The sequence below is a fragment of the Mesorhizobium sp. M0037 genome (assembly GCF_040323635.1).
Taxonomy (GTDB): domain Bacteria; phylum Pseudomonadota; class Alphaproteobacteria; order Rhizobiales; family Rhizobiaceae; genus Mesorhizobium.
The window spans coordinates 25,949-42,441 of record NZ_JAMYVB010000014.1 but is presented as its reverse complement, the minus strand read 5'-3'; the positions used below and the strand labels follow the sequence as shown (position 1 = coordinate 42,441).

The window sequence follows — 16,493 nt, the reverse complement described above, 5'->3', positions numbered from 1 at the left end:
GTCCCTTGCGCATACCCTTGCAACCCGACGCAGGCAAGCGAGCCGCGAAAAGCCCCCTAGGCCGCCGCGAGCAGGCTGGCATTGCCGCCGGCAGCCGTGGTGTCGACGCAGACAGCGCGTTCATGCGCATAGGCCGCCGGGTTGAGCACCTCGCTGACCAGCGGCACGATCGGCCCGCTGCGGTCGGCAATGACCTTGCGCACGATCCGCGCCGCCTCGGGCCTGCCCGAGAAGGCGACGACATCGACGCGCAGCGAACGCGCTTCGACTGGGTCTGACCGACCGTCTATGGCCGCCAGCGGCAACCCCTTGCCGGTCAGCGCCGACAGTGCTGCCGGCGCGCCCGGCGCCACGGCCAGCACCGCATTGCCGGCGGCCAGCGCCTGGATCGTCTGGGCAAGCAGCGTGTCGGCGTCCGGACCGAGGCACAGCACCCGGCCACGCGGCGACAGCGACAGCGTGTTGGCCTCGCCGGTCGGTCCGGGCAGGTCGACCTGGCCGAAATCGATGGCGGCTGCAGCGCCGATCGCTGCAGCGCCCTTGCCGCGCAAATGCTTTCTCAAAATGGCGATGCGGTCCGGCCTCGTCGACCAGCCGCCAAGCGTCGGATCGGGCAGATTGTCGGCGAGTTCGGTCGCAGTCACCTTGTGGCCCTCGGCAATCTCCGTGCCCGCCTCCGGCCCCTTGCGGAACCGCCGGAGATAATGCGGCCCGCCGGCCTTCGGCCCGGTGCCCGAAAGCCCCTCGCCCCCAAAGGGCTGCGAACCGACGACCGCGCCGATCTGGTTGCGGTTGACATAGATGTTGCCGGCGTGGATGCCGTCGACGAAATGCTGGACGCGGCCTTCTATGCGGGTGTGCAGGCCGAAGGTCAGGCCATAGCCCTTGCGGTTGATGGCGGCGATGACGGCGTCGATCCCGTCGGCGTCGAAGCTGGCGACATGCAGCACCGGGCCGAACACTTCGCGCTCCATCTCCTCGATGCCTTTGACCCGGAACACATGCGGCGCAACGAAGCGGCCGTCCTTCGGTGCTTCGAGCTTGGCAATCAACCGGCCCTGAAGCCCCATCTTGGTGCAATACTCGCGGATCGATTCCTGCGCCTCGTCATCGATGACCGGCCCGACATCGGTCGAAATCTGCCAGGGATCGCCGATGGTGAGCGCTTCCATGGCGCCCTTCAGCATATCCAGCATCTTCTTCTCGACATCCTTCTGCACGTAGAGCACGCGCAGCGCCGAACAGCGCTGACCCGCACTCTGGAAGGCGGACGCCAGGATGTCGCGCACCGCCTGTTCGGGCAGTGCTGTGGAATCGACGATCATGGCATTGAGACCGCCGGTCTCCGCGATCAGCATGGCGTCGGGCGCGGCCGTCTCGGCCAGTTGCTTCTCGATCAGCTTTGCAACCTCGGTCGAGCCGGTGAAGCAGACGCCGGCAATGCGCGGATGCGCGGTCAGCGGTCCGCCGACCGACGGGCCGTCGCCCGGCAGAAGCTGGATCACATCTTCCGGCACGCCGGCCTCGCGCAGCAGCTCGACGGCGCGGAAGGCGATCAGCGGCGTCTGTTCGGCCGGCTTGGCGATGACCGAATTGCCGGTGACGAGCGCTGCCGCGATCTGGCCGGTGAAGATGGCGAGCGGGAAATTCCACGGCGAAATGCACACGATCGCGCCGCGCGCCTCGGTGCCCGCTTCGTTGTTGGCCGCTTCGGCAGCGTAGTAGCGCAGGAAGTCGACGGCTTCGCGCACTTCGGCCACGCCGTCGGCCAGCGACTTGCCGGCTTCCCTGGTGGCGAGCGCGAAAAACTCGACCGCATTGGCCTCATAGAGGTCGGCTGCGCGGTTGAGGATGGCGGCGCGCTCCGCAACGGGACGCTTCGCCCAGGCCGGCTGCGCTTCCACAGCAAAGCGCACCGCGGTCGCGACCTGCTTGACGGTGGCTTCGGCGACCGTGCCGACGATCTCGGCAGGCTTTGCCGGATTGACCACCGGGCGCTGCTTGCCGTAGCCGGCGGCGCGCGTGATCGGCTTGGCATGCCAGCGCTCGGGCCCGGCAAAGGCCGCCTTGGCCTTGTCGATCGCCGCCAGCGTCACCGGATCGGTGATGTCGAACCCCTTCGAGTTGCGCCGACCAGCGCCGAAGATCGTCGCAGGACGAGCGATTGCCGGATTGGCGGCGGGGCCCTGGCTCTCGACCGTCTCGAGCGGATCGCGCGCAATATCCTCCGGCTCGACGTCCTCGTCGGTGAGCTGATGGACGAAGGAGGAGTTGGCGCCATTCTCCAGCAGGCGGCGAACCAGATAGGCCAAGAGGTCGGAGTGCGCGCCGACCGGCGCATAGATGCGGCAGCGCGTGCCTTCGGCCCGGCGCACCGTCTCATGCAGCGCTTCGCCCATGCCGTGCAGGCGCTGGAATTCGAAAGCGTCACGGTTGTCAGCCATCGACAGGATGGCGGCGACGGTATGGGCATTGTGCGTGGCGAATTGCGGATAGATGCGGTCGGTCATCGACAGCAACTTTTTGGCGCAGGCCATGTAGGAAACATCGGTGTTGGCCTTGCGGGTGAAGACGGGGTAGCCGGAAAGCCCGAGCGTCTGTGCCCGCTTGATCTCGGTGTCCCAATAGGCGCCCTTGACCAGCCGCACCATGATGTTGCGGTCGTACTTTTCCGCCAGCGCATAGAGCCAGTCGACGGTGAAGGCCGCGCGCGGGCCGTAGGCCTGGACGACGACGCCAAAGCCATTCCAGCCGGCAAGCTCCGGCTCGGACAACACACGCTCGATCACATCGAGCGACAGGTCGAGCCGGTCGGCCTCCTCGGCGTCGATGTTGAGGCCCATGCGCGAATGGCGTGCGGCCAGCGCCAGCGACAGCAGCCGCTCGGCCATCACCGGCAGCATCTTTTCCTTCTGTGCCTCTTCATAGCGCGGATGCAGCGCCGACAGTTTGACCGAGATGCCGTGGTTCTGGCGGATATCGGGACCGTTGGAGCCTGAATCGAGCGAGGAGATCGCATCGGCATAGGCCTTGAGGTAGCGCAGCGCGTCGGCCTCGGTGCGGGCCGCCTCGCCCAGCATGTCGAAGGAATAGAGATAACCTTTCTGGATCATCGACTTGCCGCGCTTGACGGCTTCCGCAATGGTGCGGCCGAGCACGAACTGCTCGCCCATTTCGCGCATGGCGGCGGCGACCGCCTTGCGGATCACCGGTTCGCCCAGCCGGCGAACCATCGAGCGCAGCGTGCCTTCGATGCCGCCCTCGCCTTCGTCGAGCACACGGCCGGTCAGCATCAGCGCCCAGGTCGAGGCGTTGACGAATATCGAGCTCGAACCGCCCGAATGCGCCGACCAGTCATGCGGTGCGATCTTGTCGGCGATCAGGTCGTCCATGGTCTCGGTGTCGGGCACGCGCAGCAGTGCCTCGGCCAGGCACATCAGCGCCACGCCTTCCTTGGTGGAGAGGCCGTAGGCCGAGAGAAAAACCTCCATCAGCCGCGGGTCGGACGAGCCGCGCACCGCGCGCACCAGATCCGCGGCACGGGCCGAGACGGCTTTGCGGTCATCGGCCGAAAGTTCTGTCGCCGCAGCCAGCCGCTTCACAGCCGCGTCTTCGTCGGGCAGGTAGTTGGCGCGGATCTGCTGGCGGATGGTGTCGAGCGGCATGGCGGTCCCTGCGGAGCAAACGTATGGGAGCGGGCCGGCGGTCGCCGGACCGAATGGCGCAAGCTAGCACAAAGCCGTATTTTCGGCCGGTCCAAAGAAATCGACATGGCAGGCCGATCGGTCTATCATTGCGGTTAAACTGTTATCAGGTGGACTGCGATATCGGTGACAGAAGACCAATTGGACCGCATCGACAAAAATATCCTGTCGGCGCTGGCGCGCGACGGGCGGCTATCCATGTCTGGACTGGCCGGCAAGGTCGGCCTGTCGAAGACGCCGGTGCAGGCGCGGGTGAAGCGCCTGGAGAAGGACGGCTATATCAGGGGCTATCAGGCGATCATCGATCGCGAGCGCATGGGCGAAGGCCATGTCGCCTTCGTCCAGGTCAAACTGTCGGACACACGCTCGGCCGCGCTCGATGCTTTCAATCGCGCGGTGCAGGCCGTGCCGGAGATCGAGCAGTGCCACATGATGGCGTCGAGCTTCGATTATCTCCTGAAAGTCCGTACCACCGACATCGCCGCCTATCGCCGTGTTCTCGGTGAGCGCATCTCGGCGCTCCCCCACGTCGCCCAGACCTCGACCTTCGTGGCCATGGAGACGGTGAAGGATCGCTAGCTCACTCCGACAGCGTCTTCAAAAACGCCACCAGCGCCGCGCGTTCGCGGTCCGACAGCTGCAGCGGGTGGACCTCGGAGGTGCCCTCGACGCTCGCCTCCGCCTTCGCATAGTGCGCCACCACCTCCTCCAGCGTGGAGAACTGTCCGGCATGCATATAGGGCGGCCGCGTTGCCGCGCCCCGCAGCGACGGCGTCTTGTAGGCACGCATCAGTTCGGGTGCTGCCTTGACGATGAAGCGCAGCTCGCCGCAGGCGCCGGCGTCGCCATCGCGGAAGGCGCCGAAGCAGTTGAATGGGTCGGCCTGAACCTGGGCCACCGCATCGAAACGGCCGCGATCCAATGGCAAATCCCTGACCGGCGGCACGCCGGTGTTGTGGAAAGCGTTGTCGGTGAAGCGCGGGCCGTTATGGCAGGTGACGCAATTGGCCTTGCCGATGAACAGTTTCAGTCCGAGCATCTCCTCCGGCGAAAAGGCATCGTCGGCTTTCGGCTTGGCGCCTGACACAAGATCGATGGCAAAGCGGTCAAAGCGTGTCCGTGCCGGTTCGATCGACCGTTCGAAGGCAGCGATCGCCTTGCCGATATTGGAAAAGACGCGGTTGACGCCCTCAGCCTGAGTTGGGGTCATCGCCTTCCAGGCCGCCTGCTCGGCCTCGTTGCCAAGCGGGCTGGCGTTGGCCGGCACGGCGGAAAGATCCGGCAGTGGCCCGAAGATGCGCTCGTAGCGCGCACCAAAGCGCTTCTGGATGTAATGGGCGAAGGCGGCGCGGTTTCCCGCCTGCTCGAGCGGATTTTCCAGCGGCGTCAGCGCCTGCGCCCACAGGCTGTCGCGCCGTCCATCCCAGAAGAACCACGGATTGCGGGCAATGCCGGCCAGCGGCATCGAGCGCCTGTTGGTGCGGCCGACGCCGACGGATTGCGGCAGGTCATCCTGGAACTGCCGGTCGATCTTGTGGCAGGTCGAGCAGGATACGTTGCCGTCACGGCTCATGCCCTGGTCGAAGAACAGAGTGGAGCCCAGGGCGGCGGCGGCTGGCACGTCGGCGAAGCGGTTGGTGGTGTCGGGTTTGAGCGCCGGCAAGGTGTTCAGCGCCAGCGAGGCGATGGTCTTCTTCTCGGCATCGGAAAAATCCGGTTTGCCGCAGCCGGCAACGAGCACGACCGCCGCCAATGCCAGAAGGCGCAACAGGCGGCTCATTCGCTCACAGCACCACGTTGAAGACGACCGTGTCGGAACCGGCCGCCGCCGAAATGGCGAAGCGCAACTGCCACACGCCGCTCATGGTGAATTTCAGCCCCTCGATCCGGTAGCGCCCCTCGCCAAGATAGTCGGTCGCCTGCGGACTGGTCGGCAAGCCGTGATTGTGCTGCGGCATGCCGCCGGACACCGAGATCGCCGCACCTTCCACGGAATCGCCCTTGACCGTCTTCAGGGTCAGCAACCAGGATTGCAGTTCGCCTTGCCGGATAACGCCGCGTTCCGGCTGAATGGTGGCGACAAACAAGCCGTTCGCTGTCTTCTTCGAGCGCGAAACATCGGGGCTCGGCGCCGACTGCGGCGCGGTCAGATAGACGATCGCCAATATGCCAGCCAGCAAGGCGGCCAGACCAACGCCCGCAAGAAGATAACGCCATATCGATGCCAAACCGGTTCCTCTTCTGGGCATAACGTCTCGCGAAGCAATTCGCGTCCCGCCGCTTCTGTGGGAAAACGCTTCTGGCGCAAAAAACCGCCGCCGCCAAGCATGGCGCTGCCGGCCGCAAAAAGCTACAGCAGCGAACTGATCCGGAGACAGATACATGGCAGCAGACGGCGTCGCTTCGATCGGTGAATGCATGCTCGAGCTGTCCGGCCAGGCCGGGCCGAACTGGCGCATGGGCTTTGCCGGCGACACGTTCAACACGTTGTGGGCGCTGCATGCGCTGAGCGGCGAGCGGCCGGCGACCTATGTCTCCGCCTTCGGCGACGATCCCTTCTCGCAGGGCCAGATTTCGTTCTTCGCCGAAAACGGCATCGACATCGGCGCCAGCCCGGTCATCCCAGGCGCGCGGCCCGGCCTCTACGCCATCACCTTGACCGGCGCCGAACGCGCCTTCACCTACTGGCGCAGCGACGCGGCGGCCAGGCGGCTCGCCTCGGACCCGGCCGCCTTGGCAAAAAGCCTTGAAAACCAGGCTCTTGTGTATTTTTCCGGAATCACCTTGGCAATTCTGGATGCCGCCGCGCGCAAGACGTTGCTGGCGGAAGTGTCCAAGGCGCGGGCTGCCGGTTCGCTCGTCGCCTTCGACCCCAACTACCGGCCGCGCCTGTGGCAGAGCCGCGAGGAGGCGCAAGCCGCGATCCTCGACGCGCTTGCCGTCGCCGACATCGCGCTGCCGACCTTTCCCGACGAGCAGATGCTGTTTGGCGACTCGGCACCGCAAGCGACCGCCGAGCGGTTCGGAAAACTGGTCGGCGAAGTCGTCGTCAAGAATGGCGAGGAACCCGCGCTGATCGCCACTGGCGGAGCCCTGCAGCCGGTTCCGGCCCAGCATGTCGCCACCCCGGTCGACACCACCGGCGCCGGCGATTCCTTCAATGGCGGCTATCTCGCCGCCCGGCTGGCCGGCCATGCCCCGGCGGATGCCGTGCAGCGCGCGCATCGCGTCGCCGCCACAGTCGTCCAGGTGCGAGGCGCGCTGGCGCCGTTCGAGGTTCTAAGAACCGCTTTCGAGGGCTAAGACCTTAGGGAAGCCTGAAACGATATTCCGTCACCTGATGATAGATCTGGCCCGGCCACAGCGTGGCCTGTGGGAAATAGGGCCGGTTCGGCGCGTCGGGCCACGTCTGCGCTTCCAGGCAAAAGCCGGAAAACGCCTTGTAGCGCCGTCCGTCCAGGCCGCCCGAGGTCGGCGCGACATACTGGCCGGTGTAAAGCTGCAGGCCCGGCTCGGTGGTCCAGACTTCCATCTCGACGCCGGAATTGGCGCCTTGCGCCCACGCCACCTGGTGAAGCGGGCCCCGGGCTGACGCCAGGCAGAAATTGACGTCGTAGGGAAGCTGCTCGCCTTCCGTTTCCATGCGCAGCGGCCGCGCCTGGCGGAAGTCGAAGGGCGTGCCGTCGACAGGTTTGACCACGCCGGTCGGGATCATCTCGCCATCGACCGGCGTATAGGCGCCGGCATTCAGCATCAGCCGGTGGTCGAGAATGTCACCGGCGCCGCCATCGTCGAGATTGAAATAGGAATGCTGCGCCAGATTGCACAGCGTCGGCTCCTCGCAAGTGGCGGTCAGTTCCATCGAGAGCGTGCCGGGAATCTTCAGCCGGTAGGTGCAGGTGACGTCGAGCGCGCCGGGAAAGCCCATCGTGCCCTCGGGATCGTGCAGGGTCAGGGTGACAAAATCCCGGCCGTGCAGCGAAACCGTCCACGGCCGATGGAAGAAGCCCTCCGAGCCGCCATGCAGCGTGTGCTTGCCGAGGAAATTGCGCTCGGTCTGGTAGCGCTGGCCGGCAATGGTGAAGCGGCCGTCGCGGATGCGGTTGGCATAGCGGCCGACGACCGCGCCGAAGAAGGCCCGGTCGGTCTCGTAAGGCTCGAAGCGATCGTAGCCCAGCACCAGCGGCGCGTCGTGCCCGGCGAGCCGCAGATCCTGGATGATTGCGCCGAGCCCGATGATGTTGGCGCTGACGCCGCCGCCCCGGATGGTGAAACGGCGAACGGGTTCGCCTGCCTGCGTCGTGCCGAAGACTTCGCCGTCCTTCATCGCTATGTCCAAATGCTAATTCATCGATCTGTCGACTTAGAGCAATTCCAGGAAAAGTGTGAAACGGTTTTCCGTCCGGAATTGCAAAAAACAAAGAACTGGAGCGGTTCGGCGTTTCCGTGAAACGCTGAACCGCTCCAGTCCGGCTGAATGTCGTCTGGCAAGGGCAGGCGCGCGGCCTGCCCTGCCCGTGAATGATTTAGAGGCCGAGACCCCCGATGCAGACATATTTGGTGTCGAGATAATCCTCGATGCCCTGATGTCCGCCTTCCTTGCCGAGGCCCGATTCCTTGACGCCGCCGAACGGCGCTTCCGGCGTGGTGATCAGGCCTTCATTGACGCCGACCATGCCGTATTTCAGGCCTTCCATGACCCGGAAGGCGCGGCCGAGGTCGCCGGTGTAGAAATAGGCGGCCAGGCCGAACTCGGTGTCGTTGGCGAGCGCAATGGCTTCCTCCTCGGTCTCGAACTTGAACACCGGGGCGATCGGGCCAAAAATCTCTTCCTTCATGAAGCGCATGTCGGGCTTCGCATCGGCGATGACGGTAGGCTGGAAGAATGAGCCGCCAAGCGCGTGGCGCTTGCCGCCGGCAACGACCTTGCCACCCTTCGACGTGGCGTCGGCGATGAATTCCTCGACCTTCTCGACCGCCTTCACGTCGATCAGCGGTCCCTGCTGCACGCCCTCTTCCAGGCCCGAGCCAACTTTCAGCGCATTGCTGGCAGCGGCCAGCCTCTCGACAAACTTGTCGTAGATGCCGGCCTGCACCAGGAAGCGGTTGGTGCAGACGCAGGTCTGGCCTGAATTGCGGTATTTGGCGGTGATGGCGCCGGCGACGGCGCGATCCAGGTCGGCATCGTCGAAGACCAGAAACGGCGCATTGCCGCCGAGTTCCATCGAGACCTTCTTGACGGTGACGGACGACTTCTGGATCAGCAGCTTGCCGATCTCGGTCGAGCCGGTGAAGGTGATCTTCGACACCAGCGGATTGGCGCAGATCTCGTCGCCGATTTCGCCGGCAGCACCCGTCAGGATGTTGATGACGCCCTTTGGGAAGCCGACTTCCTCGGCGAGCGCGCCCCATGCAAGGCCGGAATACGGCGTCTGCGAGGCCGGCTTGACCACGGCGGTGCAGCCGGCGGCAAGCGCGGGGCCAAGCTTGCGGGCAAGCATCGAGGAGGGGAAATTCCACGGCGTGATGGCGGCAATGACGCCGACCGGCTCCTTGGTCACCAGGATGCGGCGATCGCCCCATGGCGATGGCACGACATCGCCATAGGTGCGGCGGCCTTCCTCGGCAAACCACATGATGTAGGCGGCAGCCGAACCGATCTCGCCCTTGGATTCGGCGAGCGACTTGCCCTGCTCGATGGTGAGCAGTTCGGCCAGCACATCCTGATTATCCATCATCGCGTCATGCAGCTTGCGCAACAGCTTCGAGCGCTCCAGCGCGGTCGTCTTGCGCCAGGTCTTGAAGGCTTCGCTTGCGGCTTCGATGGCGCGGCGGGTTTCCGCCTTGCCCGACTTCGGCACGGTGCCGATCTTGAGACCGGTGGCCGGGTTGTTGACGTCGACCGTCTGGCCGCTGTCGGCCTGCACCCATTCGCCATTGATGAGATTGGCCTGGCGCATGAAATGGCTGGTTTTCTGCAGCATGGTCTAGCCTCCGTTCGGCGCACTGACGGGCCGGTTTCCTGGATCTCTTGAACGAGCGTGCACAATGGCGGCGGAGCCGACACGCTGAAGCCACTGCTCTTTACCTAGGGCAAGCCCGGCAAGCAATTGCAAGATGGCATATAGGCTTTGGGCCAGCCCAACGCCAGAGAAAATTCACATGTAAATTAGTTTGGGCCGCAGCCTTGCCAAAGACCAGCCTTACAGAAGACCAAGCCTACCCAAAGACATGCACCACCACCGTCAGCCAAAAGGCGGTTGTAACAACCGCGCTTGCCGTGGCGATGGTCATCTGGTTCGACGCCAGCGCCTGGCCGGTGTTGAACTGCACGGCGATGAGATAGGAATTAATGCCGGACGGCAGCGCCGCCACCACGACCGCCACTTTGGCCGTCAAGGGCGGCAGGCCAAACAGCCAGACCAGGCCGAGCACCAGCGCCGGCATCAGGAACAGTTTCAGCGTCGACAGCGCCAGCGCCGGTCGGATGTTACCGGAAATGCCGAAACGGCGCAGGCTGAGCCCCATGGCGAACAGCGCCACCGGCCCGGCGGTGTTAGCCAGCGCATCGGCCAGTCGCATGGCAAGGTTCGGCAGCGGCGCGCCGGTGAGGCGCCATGCCAGCCCGGCCAGGATGCCGATGATCAACGGATTGGTGAACAGTCTTCTCAGAAAGCTCTGGATGATGATGCGCAGCGGGTGTACGGGCTCGCTGCCGCCGCGGCCAAATATCTCGAACATGATGATCGAAGCCATCATCATGGTCGGCAGATGCACGGAAACGAGCAGCGACAGCACTTCGAATCCGCTGGACCCGAATACGCCGAGAACGAAGGGAATGCCCAGCAACACCACATTCGAGAAGGATGACGACACTCCACCGACGATGCCGGTGCGCGCGTCCCGCCCAAAGATCCGTGTCGTCACCAGATGGCCGGCGGCCCATGTCATTGCAACCGCCGCGAAATAAGCACCCCACAGCGACCAGGGCGCCACGCCGTGGAAATCGGAATTCACCATCGTCCGAAACAGCAGCAGCGGCATCGCGACGTTGATGGCGAATTCGGAGATGCCGTCCCCGCTGGCCGGTTTCAGATAGCCGGTGAGCCCGGTGACATAGCCGAGCGCGACGAGGCTGAAGACGAAAAGAACGGTTTCGGTGAGCGGAGACATTTTTCAGGGATAGGCGAGCCCGGATTCCAGCGCAATCGCCATGATCTTCAGAAACCGCTCCTCGATCCGCCCGGCGCCTGAATTTGATCATGGTCGGGTGGCAGCGCTATACAGGCTTGGGATCATCAGGGCGGACACACAGCGAATGGTTGCGACGCCGAAACAGCGTCATTTCAGACGGGAGTGGCTGGTCAGACAAGTGTGGCTGGTCAGACAGGGGTGGCTGGCGGCTTTCGTAGCTATGCTGCTTTGCCTTGGCGTATCTGTGGCCCAGGCCGCCGAGACCAAAAGTCTCAAGGGCGTGGCGCTGATCATCGGCCAGTCGAAATACGAACACATCGCAGCCCTTGCCAACCCGGCCAACGACGCCCGCGACATGGCCAAGATGCTGACCGACCTCGGCTTCGACGCCCGCAACGTCACCGATCGCGATGCCGCCAAGCTGAAGCGCGATCTCGGTCGCTTCGTCGAGGATGCCGAAGGCGCCGACGTCGCCTTCATCTATTATTCCGGCCACGGCATCGAGGCCGGCGGCGAGAACTATCTGGTGCCTGTCGACGCCGACGTCTCGTCGCTGAAAAATGCCGGTGAGGCGCTGGTGCCGATTTCAGCCGTCCTGGACGAGCTGAAAAAGACCGTGCCGGTGACGATCGTGCTGCTTGACGCCTGCCGCACCAACCCGTTTCCGCCGGACGCGATCGTGCGCCGCGGGCTGACGGCTTCCGCCGAGTCTGTCGGCGCCAGCGGGCTGGAACCGGTGCGCGGCGCAAAAGCCCTCGCCGATGCCTCAGTGGATGATGCCAGCCTGGGAACCGTGGTCGGCTTCGCCGCCGAGCCGGGCCGACCGGCGCTCGATGGCGCCGCCGGCGAAAACAGCCCCTACGCCGCCGCCCTGCTGCGCCACCTCACCGCGATGAAAGGCACGGAATTCGGCTCGGTCATGCGCATGGTTACCGAGGAGGTCTATCTCGACACCAAGGCAAAGCAGCGCCCCTGGGTCAGCGAGAGCCTGCGTCGCCTGCTCTATTTCGGCGTCGCGCCGCCGGAACCGACTGGCGACGACGGGCTGATCACCGGTGAGCGGCGGCAATTGCTGCTGACCATTTCCGACCTGCCCGATCCCAAACGGGCGCAGGTGGAGCTGGCTTCGCTGCAGGACGGTGTGCCGCTCGATGCGCTCTACGGCGTGCTCAAGGCGCTCGGCACGGAAAAGATCCCGGAGGATCCCAACGACCTGCAGAAGGTGCTGGACAGCCAGGCCGAGCGTCTGAAGAAGATGATGGCCGAGCGCGCCGCATTACGCACCGACGATCCCGAGATCAGTCGCCTGGTCGCATCCGCCGACAAGGCCATAGGCCAGGGCGCCATGGTGACGGCGCGCAAATTCCTCGACGACGCGGTCGGCCGGATCGAGGAAAACAGCGGTGCGGTCGACGAGGCCGAGGACCTGCTCCGGCAAAAGCGCATCGCCGACGCCGCCATCTATGCCAAACGCGCCGACGCCGCCGCGCTGGTCTTCGACTACAAATCCGCCGCCAACGACTATGCCAAGGCGTATTCGTTGGTCGAGAAGTGGGACGAAAAGCTGCGCTGGAACTACAAGAACCAGGAGGCCGAGGCGCTGAACGCTTATGGCTACGCCACCGGCGACCTCGATGCGCTGCAGCACTCCATCGAGGCCTATCGCACCATCTTGAACTTCATCCCCAACGGCGAACAGAATCGCGACTGGGCAATCACCCGCAACAACATGGCGGTGGTGCTGCAGACCATTGGAGAGCGCGAAACCGAGACTGCGCATCTCGAAGAAGCAGCGGTGATTTTCCGCGATTCGCTGGTGGTGTTCGAGCGCGAGAAGGACGACCGCAACTGGGCCGCGGCGCAGAACAACCTGGCCAACGTGCTTCTGAAGATCGGCGAACGCGAGAGCGACCCGCAGCGTCTCAATGAAGCGGTGGCGGCGACGCGCGCCACCCTTGAGAAGCGTCCGCGCGACAAGCTGCCGTTGGACTGGGCCGGTTCGCAGAACAATCTAGGCCTCGCGCTCTATGCACTCTCCGAGCGTGAGCCTGCCGGCGAGCATCTCACCCAGGCGGAAGCAGCCTACCGGCTGGCGCTTGAGGAATACACACGCGAGAAAGCACCCGTGGAATGGGCGATGGTCGAGAACAATCTCGGCAACACGCTTGTAACGCTTGGCATCCAGCTCAACGACAAGGCGAAGATCAACGAGGCGGCCGACGCGTTTCGCGCCGCGCTGGAAGTGCGAACCCGCGAAACTTTCCCGGTGTCCTGGGCGACCAGCCGCCTCAACCTGGGCAATGCGCTGAGCGGTATCGCCCGCTTCGATATGGGCACGGCTACGCTCGAAGAAGCTGCTGCTGCCTATGACGACGCTCTGACGGTGTTTACCCGCAAGCGCTTCCCGATGGACTGGGCGTCAGCCCAGAACAATCTCGGCTCGATCTATCAGACGCTGGGCCAGCGCACGCGTGATGCGGCCAAGCTGGAACAGTCGGCGGCAGCCTTCCAGGCGGCACGGCAGGTCTATGTCAGGCGGAAGTTCCCGCAGGACTGGGCGATGAGCTACTACAATCTCGGCAACACGCTGCAGCTTCTCGGCGGCGTCACCGACAAGCCCGAGCATTACAGCGAGGCGGTCGACGCCTACGGCAATGCGTTGCGCGAGTACAAGCGCGAGACCAACCCGCGGCAATGGGCAATGGCCCAGGCCGGCCTGGGCTCGACGCTGCACTGGTTGAGCATGAGCAATGGCGATGCCAAGACGCTGCAGGATTCGATTGCGGCGCGGCGGGCAGCGCTCGAAATACTCACCATCGAGGCCGCGCCGGTCGACTGGGCCAACGCTCAAAATGGCATCGGTATGAGCCTGCTCAATCTCGGCAATCTCCAGCGGACCGACAAATATCTCAACGACGCCGAAGCGGCGTTCACGGCGGCGCTAAAGGTGTTTACGCGCGAAAGTCAGCCGCTGCAGTGGGCCTTCGAGCAGAACAATATCGGCGACGTCCACTGGAACCGCGCCAGCTATGGCGCGGGCAAGCTGGAATATCTCAAGGCGATCGAATTCTTCGAGAACGCCAAGCAGGGCTTCACCGAAGCCGGCTACACGATCCCTATCCCGCTCACCGATCAGAAGATCGAGCTGGCGAAGAAGCAAATGGCGAAAATGTGAAGCGAACCGAGGGTTCGCCTTTCGCTTGTCTTTGTGCCGGCTTTCCGATCCCTATATCAGAATGACCGGAGCGGCATCCGGCTCCCGGAAAGGTTTCGATGATTCGATTTGTGCTGTCGCTGTTCCTGCTTGCTGTTCCCGCCGTCGCCCACGCGACCGACGCCGGCTGGGCGCTGCTGCGTGACGGCGGCCATGTCGTGCTGCTTCGCCACGCACTGGTCACCGGCACCACCGACCCCGCCAATTTCGACATCGACAACTGCGCCACCCAGGTCAATCTATCGGGGCGCGGCAAGCAGCAGGCGAGCAAGATCGGCGCGCTGTTCGGCGCCCGCGCCGCCCCCATCGAGCGGGTGCTGTCCAGCCGCTATTGCCGCTGCCTCGACACCGCCCGCATCGCCTTCGAGGCGGAGCCGGAGCTTTTTGCGCCGCTCGACCTCCTGAGGAGCGATCCGACCGAGAAGGCCGCGCAGCTCGACGCGGTGATGAAGGAAATCCGCGCCTACACCGGTTCCGACAATCTGGTCATGGTCACGCATCTCGAAAACATCGTCGCGCTGACCGGCGTCTCGCCGCGCGAGGGCGAAGCGGTGGTGGTCGAGCCGCAGGGCGATGGCTTGCGCGTGCTCGGCCGCGTCACGTTCTGAGAAAGCCAGTGGTCAAGCTCCCTAAAAACTGATCTGACGTAACGTCAACTGGAAGGGCCGCCGGCTTGTCGGGCAGCCCTTCTTGTCTTTATGGGAAGGCCATACCATCTGCGCCCCGCGCATCAGGCCTTTTCCTGCCGGGAAAAACCGATTAGACAGCGCCCAAACCAGATGCGGACAGATTCCGCCCGCAACCGAAGGAAGAGCCCTTGTCCACCACGTTCGACAAAGTCGCCAAGATCATTGCCGACACCAGCGAGATCGATATCGACACCATCACTCCCGAGAGCCACACGATCGACGATCTCGGCATCGACAGTCTCGATTTCCTCGATATCGTCTTTGCCATCGACAAGGAATTCGGCATCAAGGTGCCGCTGGAAAAGTGGACCCAGGAAGTCAATGACGGCAAGGCTTCGACCGACGATTACTTCGTCATGAAGAACCTGTGCGCCAAGATCGACGCGCTGGTCGCCGCCAAGACCGCCTGATATCGGCTGGCGCGCGGCCTTGACGGGCTGCGCCGCCTGACCCACAAAGCCGCTCATGAGCAGCCGTCGCGACGTCGTCATCACCGGTATCGGCCTTGTCTCCTCGCTGGGAGAGGGTCCGGATACCCACTGGCAGAAGCTGGCGCAGCCCGGCTTGCAGCCGGTGCTCGAAGCCGCGCGCTTTGCGCCCTACACCGTGCATCCCCTGCCGGAGATCGACTGGAACCTGCAGATCGCCAAGCGCGGCGACCAGCGGCAGATGGAAACCTGGCAGAGGCTGGGCACCTATGCCGCCGGCATGGCGCTGGATGACGCCGGCATCAAGGGCAATGACGAGCTCTGCACGACCATGGACATGGTGGTGGCCGCCGGCGGCGGCGAGCGGGACGAGGCGGTCGATGCCGCCATCCTCGCAGCGTCCGAGAGCCGCAACGACCGCGACGTGCTGCTCAACGAGAAACTGACCACCGAATTGCGGCCGACCCTTTTCCTGGCCCAGCTCTCCAATCTGCTCGCCGGCAACATCTCCATCGTCCACAAGGTGACGGGGTCGTCGAGGACCTTCATGGGCGAGGAAGGTGCCGGCGTCGCCGCCGTCGAGACCGCCGCGGCGCGCATCCGCTCCGGACAGTCGACCCACATACTGGTAGGTGGCGCCTTCCAGACCGAACATTCCGACATGCTGCTCGGCTATGAATTGGCCGGCTATCTGCATCGCGGCCCATGGAAGCCGGTCTGGCAGAGACAGGGCGCCGAGGGCGGTGGCCTGGTCTCCGGCTCCGGCGGCGCGTTCCTGGTGCTGGAGCAGCGCGAACACGCGCAAAGCCGTGGGCGGAAAATCTATGCCGAGCTCGGACCGGTCGTCTCAGGCCGCGCCCGGCGTTCGCGCGGCGAGCTTGACGCCGAGATCGCGGCATTGCTCAAACAGGCGGCTCTCCCGAACGGCAAGTTGCTGGCCCTGTCGGGCGCCTCCGGGGCGCATACCGCAACTTCAGCCGAAAAGTCAGCGCTGGATGCCAATCCGGCGATATCGGCGCGCGGCTTCGCCACGCTGACCGGGCATATGAAGGAAGCGCAGTTTCCATTCGCGGTCGCCCTCGCCGCCCTGGCCGTCGACCGCAAGGCCGCCTACCCCGTATTCGACGCCGCGGCCGAGAAGCCGTTCGAAGGCATTCCCGAAACCGTGCTCGCAACGGCGATCGGCTATCACCAATTCGAGGGCATGGCGCTGGTCAACGCTGCTTGAAGCAGCGCTGCGCGATCATGCTGCAAAGTTAAGAGG

General features: G+C 64.5%; 12 protein-coding genes. 6 read left to right on the top strand and 6 right to left on the bottom strand.

Annotated features, from left to right (window positions below):
• Positions 1 to 56: 56 nt before the first annotated feature.
• Entirely contained in the window at positions 57 to 3,665 is a 3,609-nt protein-coding gene (putA, locus tag NKJ78_RS20740) for a bifunctional proline dehydrogenase/L-glutamate gamma-semialdehyde dehydrogenase PutA (RefSeq protein ID WP_352459137.1), read from the bottom strand.
• A gap of 165 nt (positions 3,666 to 3,830) precedes the next feature.
• Between putA and NKJ78_RS20735 the strand changes: the two genes are divergently transcribed.
• On the top strand, positions 3,831 to 4,283 hold the full coding sequence (locus NKJ78_RS20735; protein WP_023818076.1) for an Lrp/AsnC family transcriptional regulator: 453 nt from the start codon (positions 3,831 to 3,833) through the stop codon (positions 4,281 to 4,283).
• A gap of 1 nt (position 4,284) precedes the next feature.
• Here the strand turns inward: NKJ78_RS20735 and NKJ78_RS20730 are convergent, their stop codons facing one another.
• Both NKJ78_RS20730 and NKJ78_RS20725 read right to left on the bottom strand, forming a co-directional pair.
• The gene (locus NKJ78_RS20730) at positions 4,285 to 5,484 is read right to left on the bottom strand and encodes a cytochrome-c peroxidase (RefSeq protein ID WP_352459138.1); all 1,200 of its coding nucleotides are present in this window, start codon (positions 5,482 to 5,484) and stop codon (positions 4,285 to 4,287) included.
• A gap of 4 nt (positions 5,485 to 5,488) precedes the next feature.
• Entirely contained in the window at positions 5,489 to 5,932 is a 444-nt protein-coding gene (locus tag NKJ78_RS20725; protein ID WP_352459139.1) for a FixH family protein, read from the bottom strand.
• A 154-nt stretch (positions 5,933 to 6,086) separates the two neighbouring features.
• Here NKJ78_RS20725 and NKJ78_RS20720 point away from each other — a divergent pair, with 154 nt between their 5' ends.
• Positions 6,087 to 7,007 carry a sugar kinase gene (locus NKJ78_RS20720; protein WP_023805444.1) on the top strand — a complete coding sequence of 307 codons (921 nt, stop codon included), beginning with the start codon at positions 6,087 to 6,089 and terminating at the stop codon, positions 7,005 to 7,007.
• Between the two features lie 4 nt (positions 7,008 to 7,011).
• On the opposite strand, the gene NKJ78_RS20715 is transcribed toward NKJ78_RS20720, so the two are convergent.
• The 3 genes from NKJ78_RS20715 to NKJ78_RS20705 form a co-directional block, all read right to left on the bottom strand.
• Positions 7,012 to 8,037, bottom strand: a complete 1,026-nt coding sequence (locus NKJ78_RS20715; RefSeq protein WP_023681740.1) for an aldose epimerase family protein — start codon at positions 8,035 to 8,037, stop codon at positions 7,012 to 7,014.
• A 193-nt stretch (positions 8,038 to 8,230) separates the two neighbouring features.
• Positions 8,231 to 9,688, bottom strand: coding sequence for an NAD-dependent succinate-semialdehyde dehydrogenase (locus NKJ78_RS20710; protein ID WP_352459140.1), 1,458 nt, complete (start codon positions 9,686 to 9,688; stop codon positions 8,231 to 8,233).
• 235 nt (positions 9,689 to 9,923) lie between these two features.
• Positions 9,924 to 10,877, bottom strand: a complete 954-nt coding sequence (locus tag NKJ78_RS20705; protein ID WP_352459141.1) for an AEC family transporter — start codon at positions 10,875 to 10,877, stop codon at positions 9,924 to 9,926.
• A 265-nt stretch (positions 10,878 to 11,142) separates the two neighbouring features.
• Between NKJ78_RS20705 and NKJ78_RS20700 the strand changes: the two genes are divergently transcribed.
• The 4 genes from NKJ78_RS20700 to NKJ78_RS20685 all read left to right on the top strand — a co-directional run bounded on the left by NKJ78_RS20700 (position 11,143) and on the right by NKJ78_RS20685 (position 16,457).
• Positions 11,143 to 14,073, top strand: a complete 2,931-nt coding sequence (locus tag NKJ78_RS20700; RefSeq protein WP_352562622.1) for a caspase family protein — start codon at positions 11,143 to 11,145, stop codon at positions 14,071 to 14,073.
• Between the two features lie 98 nt (positions 14,074 to 14,171).
• Positions 14,172 to 14,720 (top strand): histidine phosphatase family protein, encoded by a 549-nt coding sequence (locus NKJ78_RS20695; RefSeq protein ID WP_352459143.1) that lies wholly within the window; start codon positions 14,172 to 14,174, stop codon positions 14,718 to 14,720.
• A 209-nt stretch (positions 14,721 to 14,929) separates the two neighbouring features.
• On the top strand, positions 14,930 to 15,211 hold the full coding sequence (locus NKJ78_RS20690; RefSeq protein ID WP_010909964.1) for an acyl carrier protein: 282 nt from the start codon (positions 14,930 to 14,932) through the stop codon (positions 15,209 to 15,211).
• Between the two features lie 55 nt (positions 15,212 to 15,266).
• Positions 15,267 to 16,457, top strand: a complete 1,191-nt coding sequence (locus tag NKJ78_RS20685) for a beta-ketoacyl-ACP synthase (RefSeq protein WP_023823058.1) — start codon at positions 15,267 to 15,269, stop codon at positions 16,455 to 16,457.
• The last annotated feature ends 36 nt before the right edge of the window (positions 16,458 to 16,493 follow it).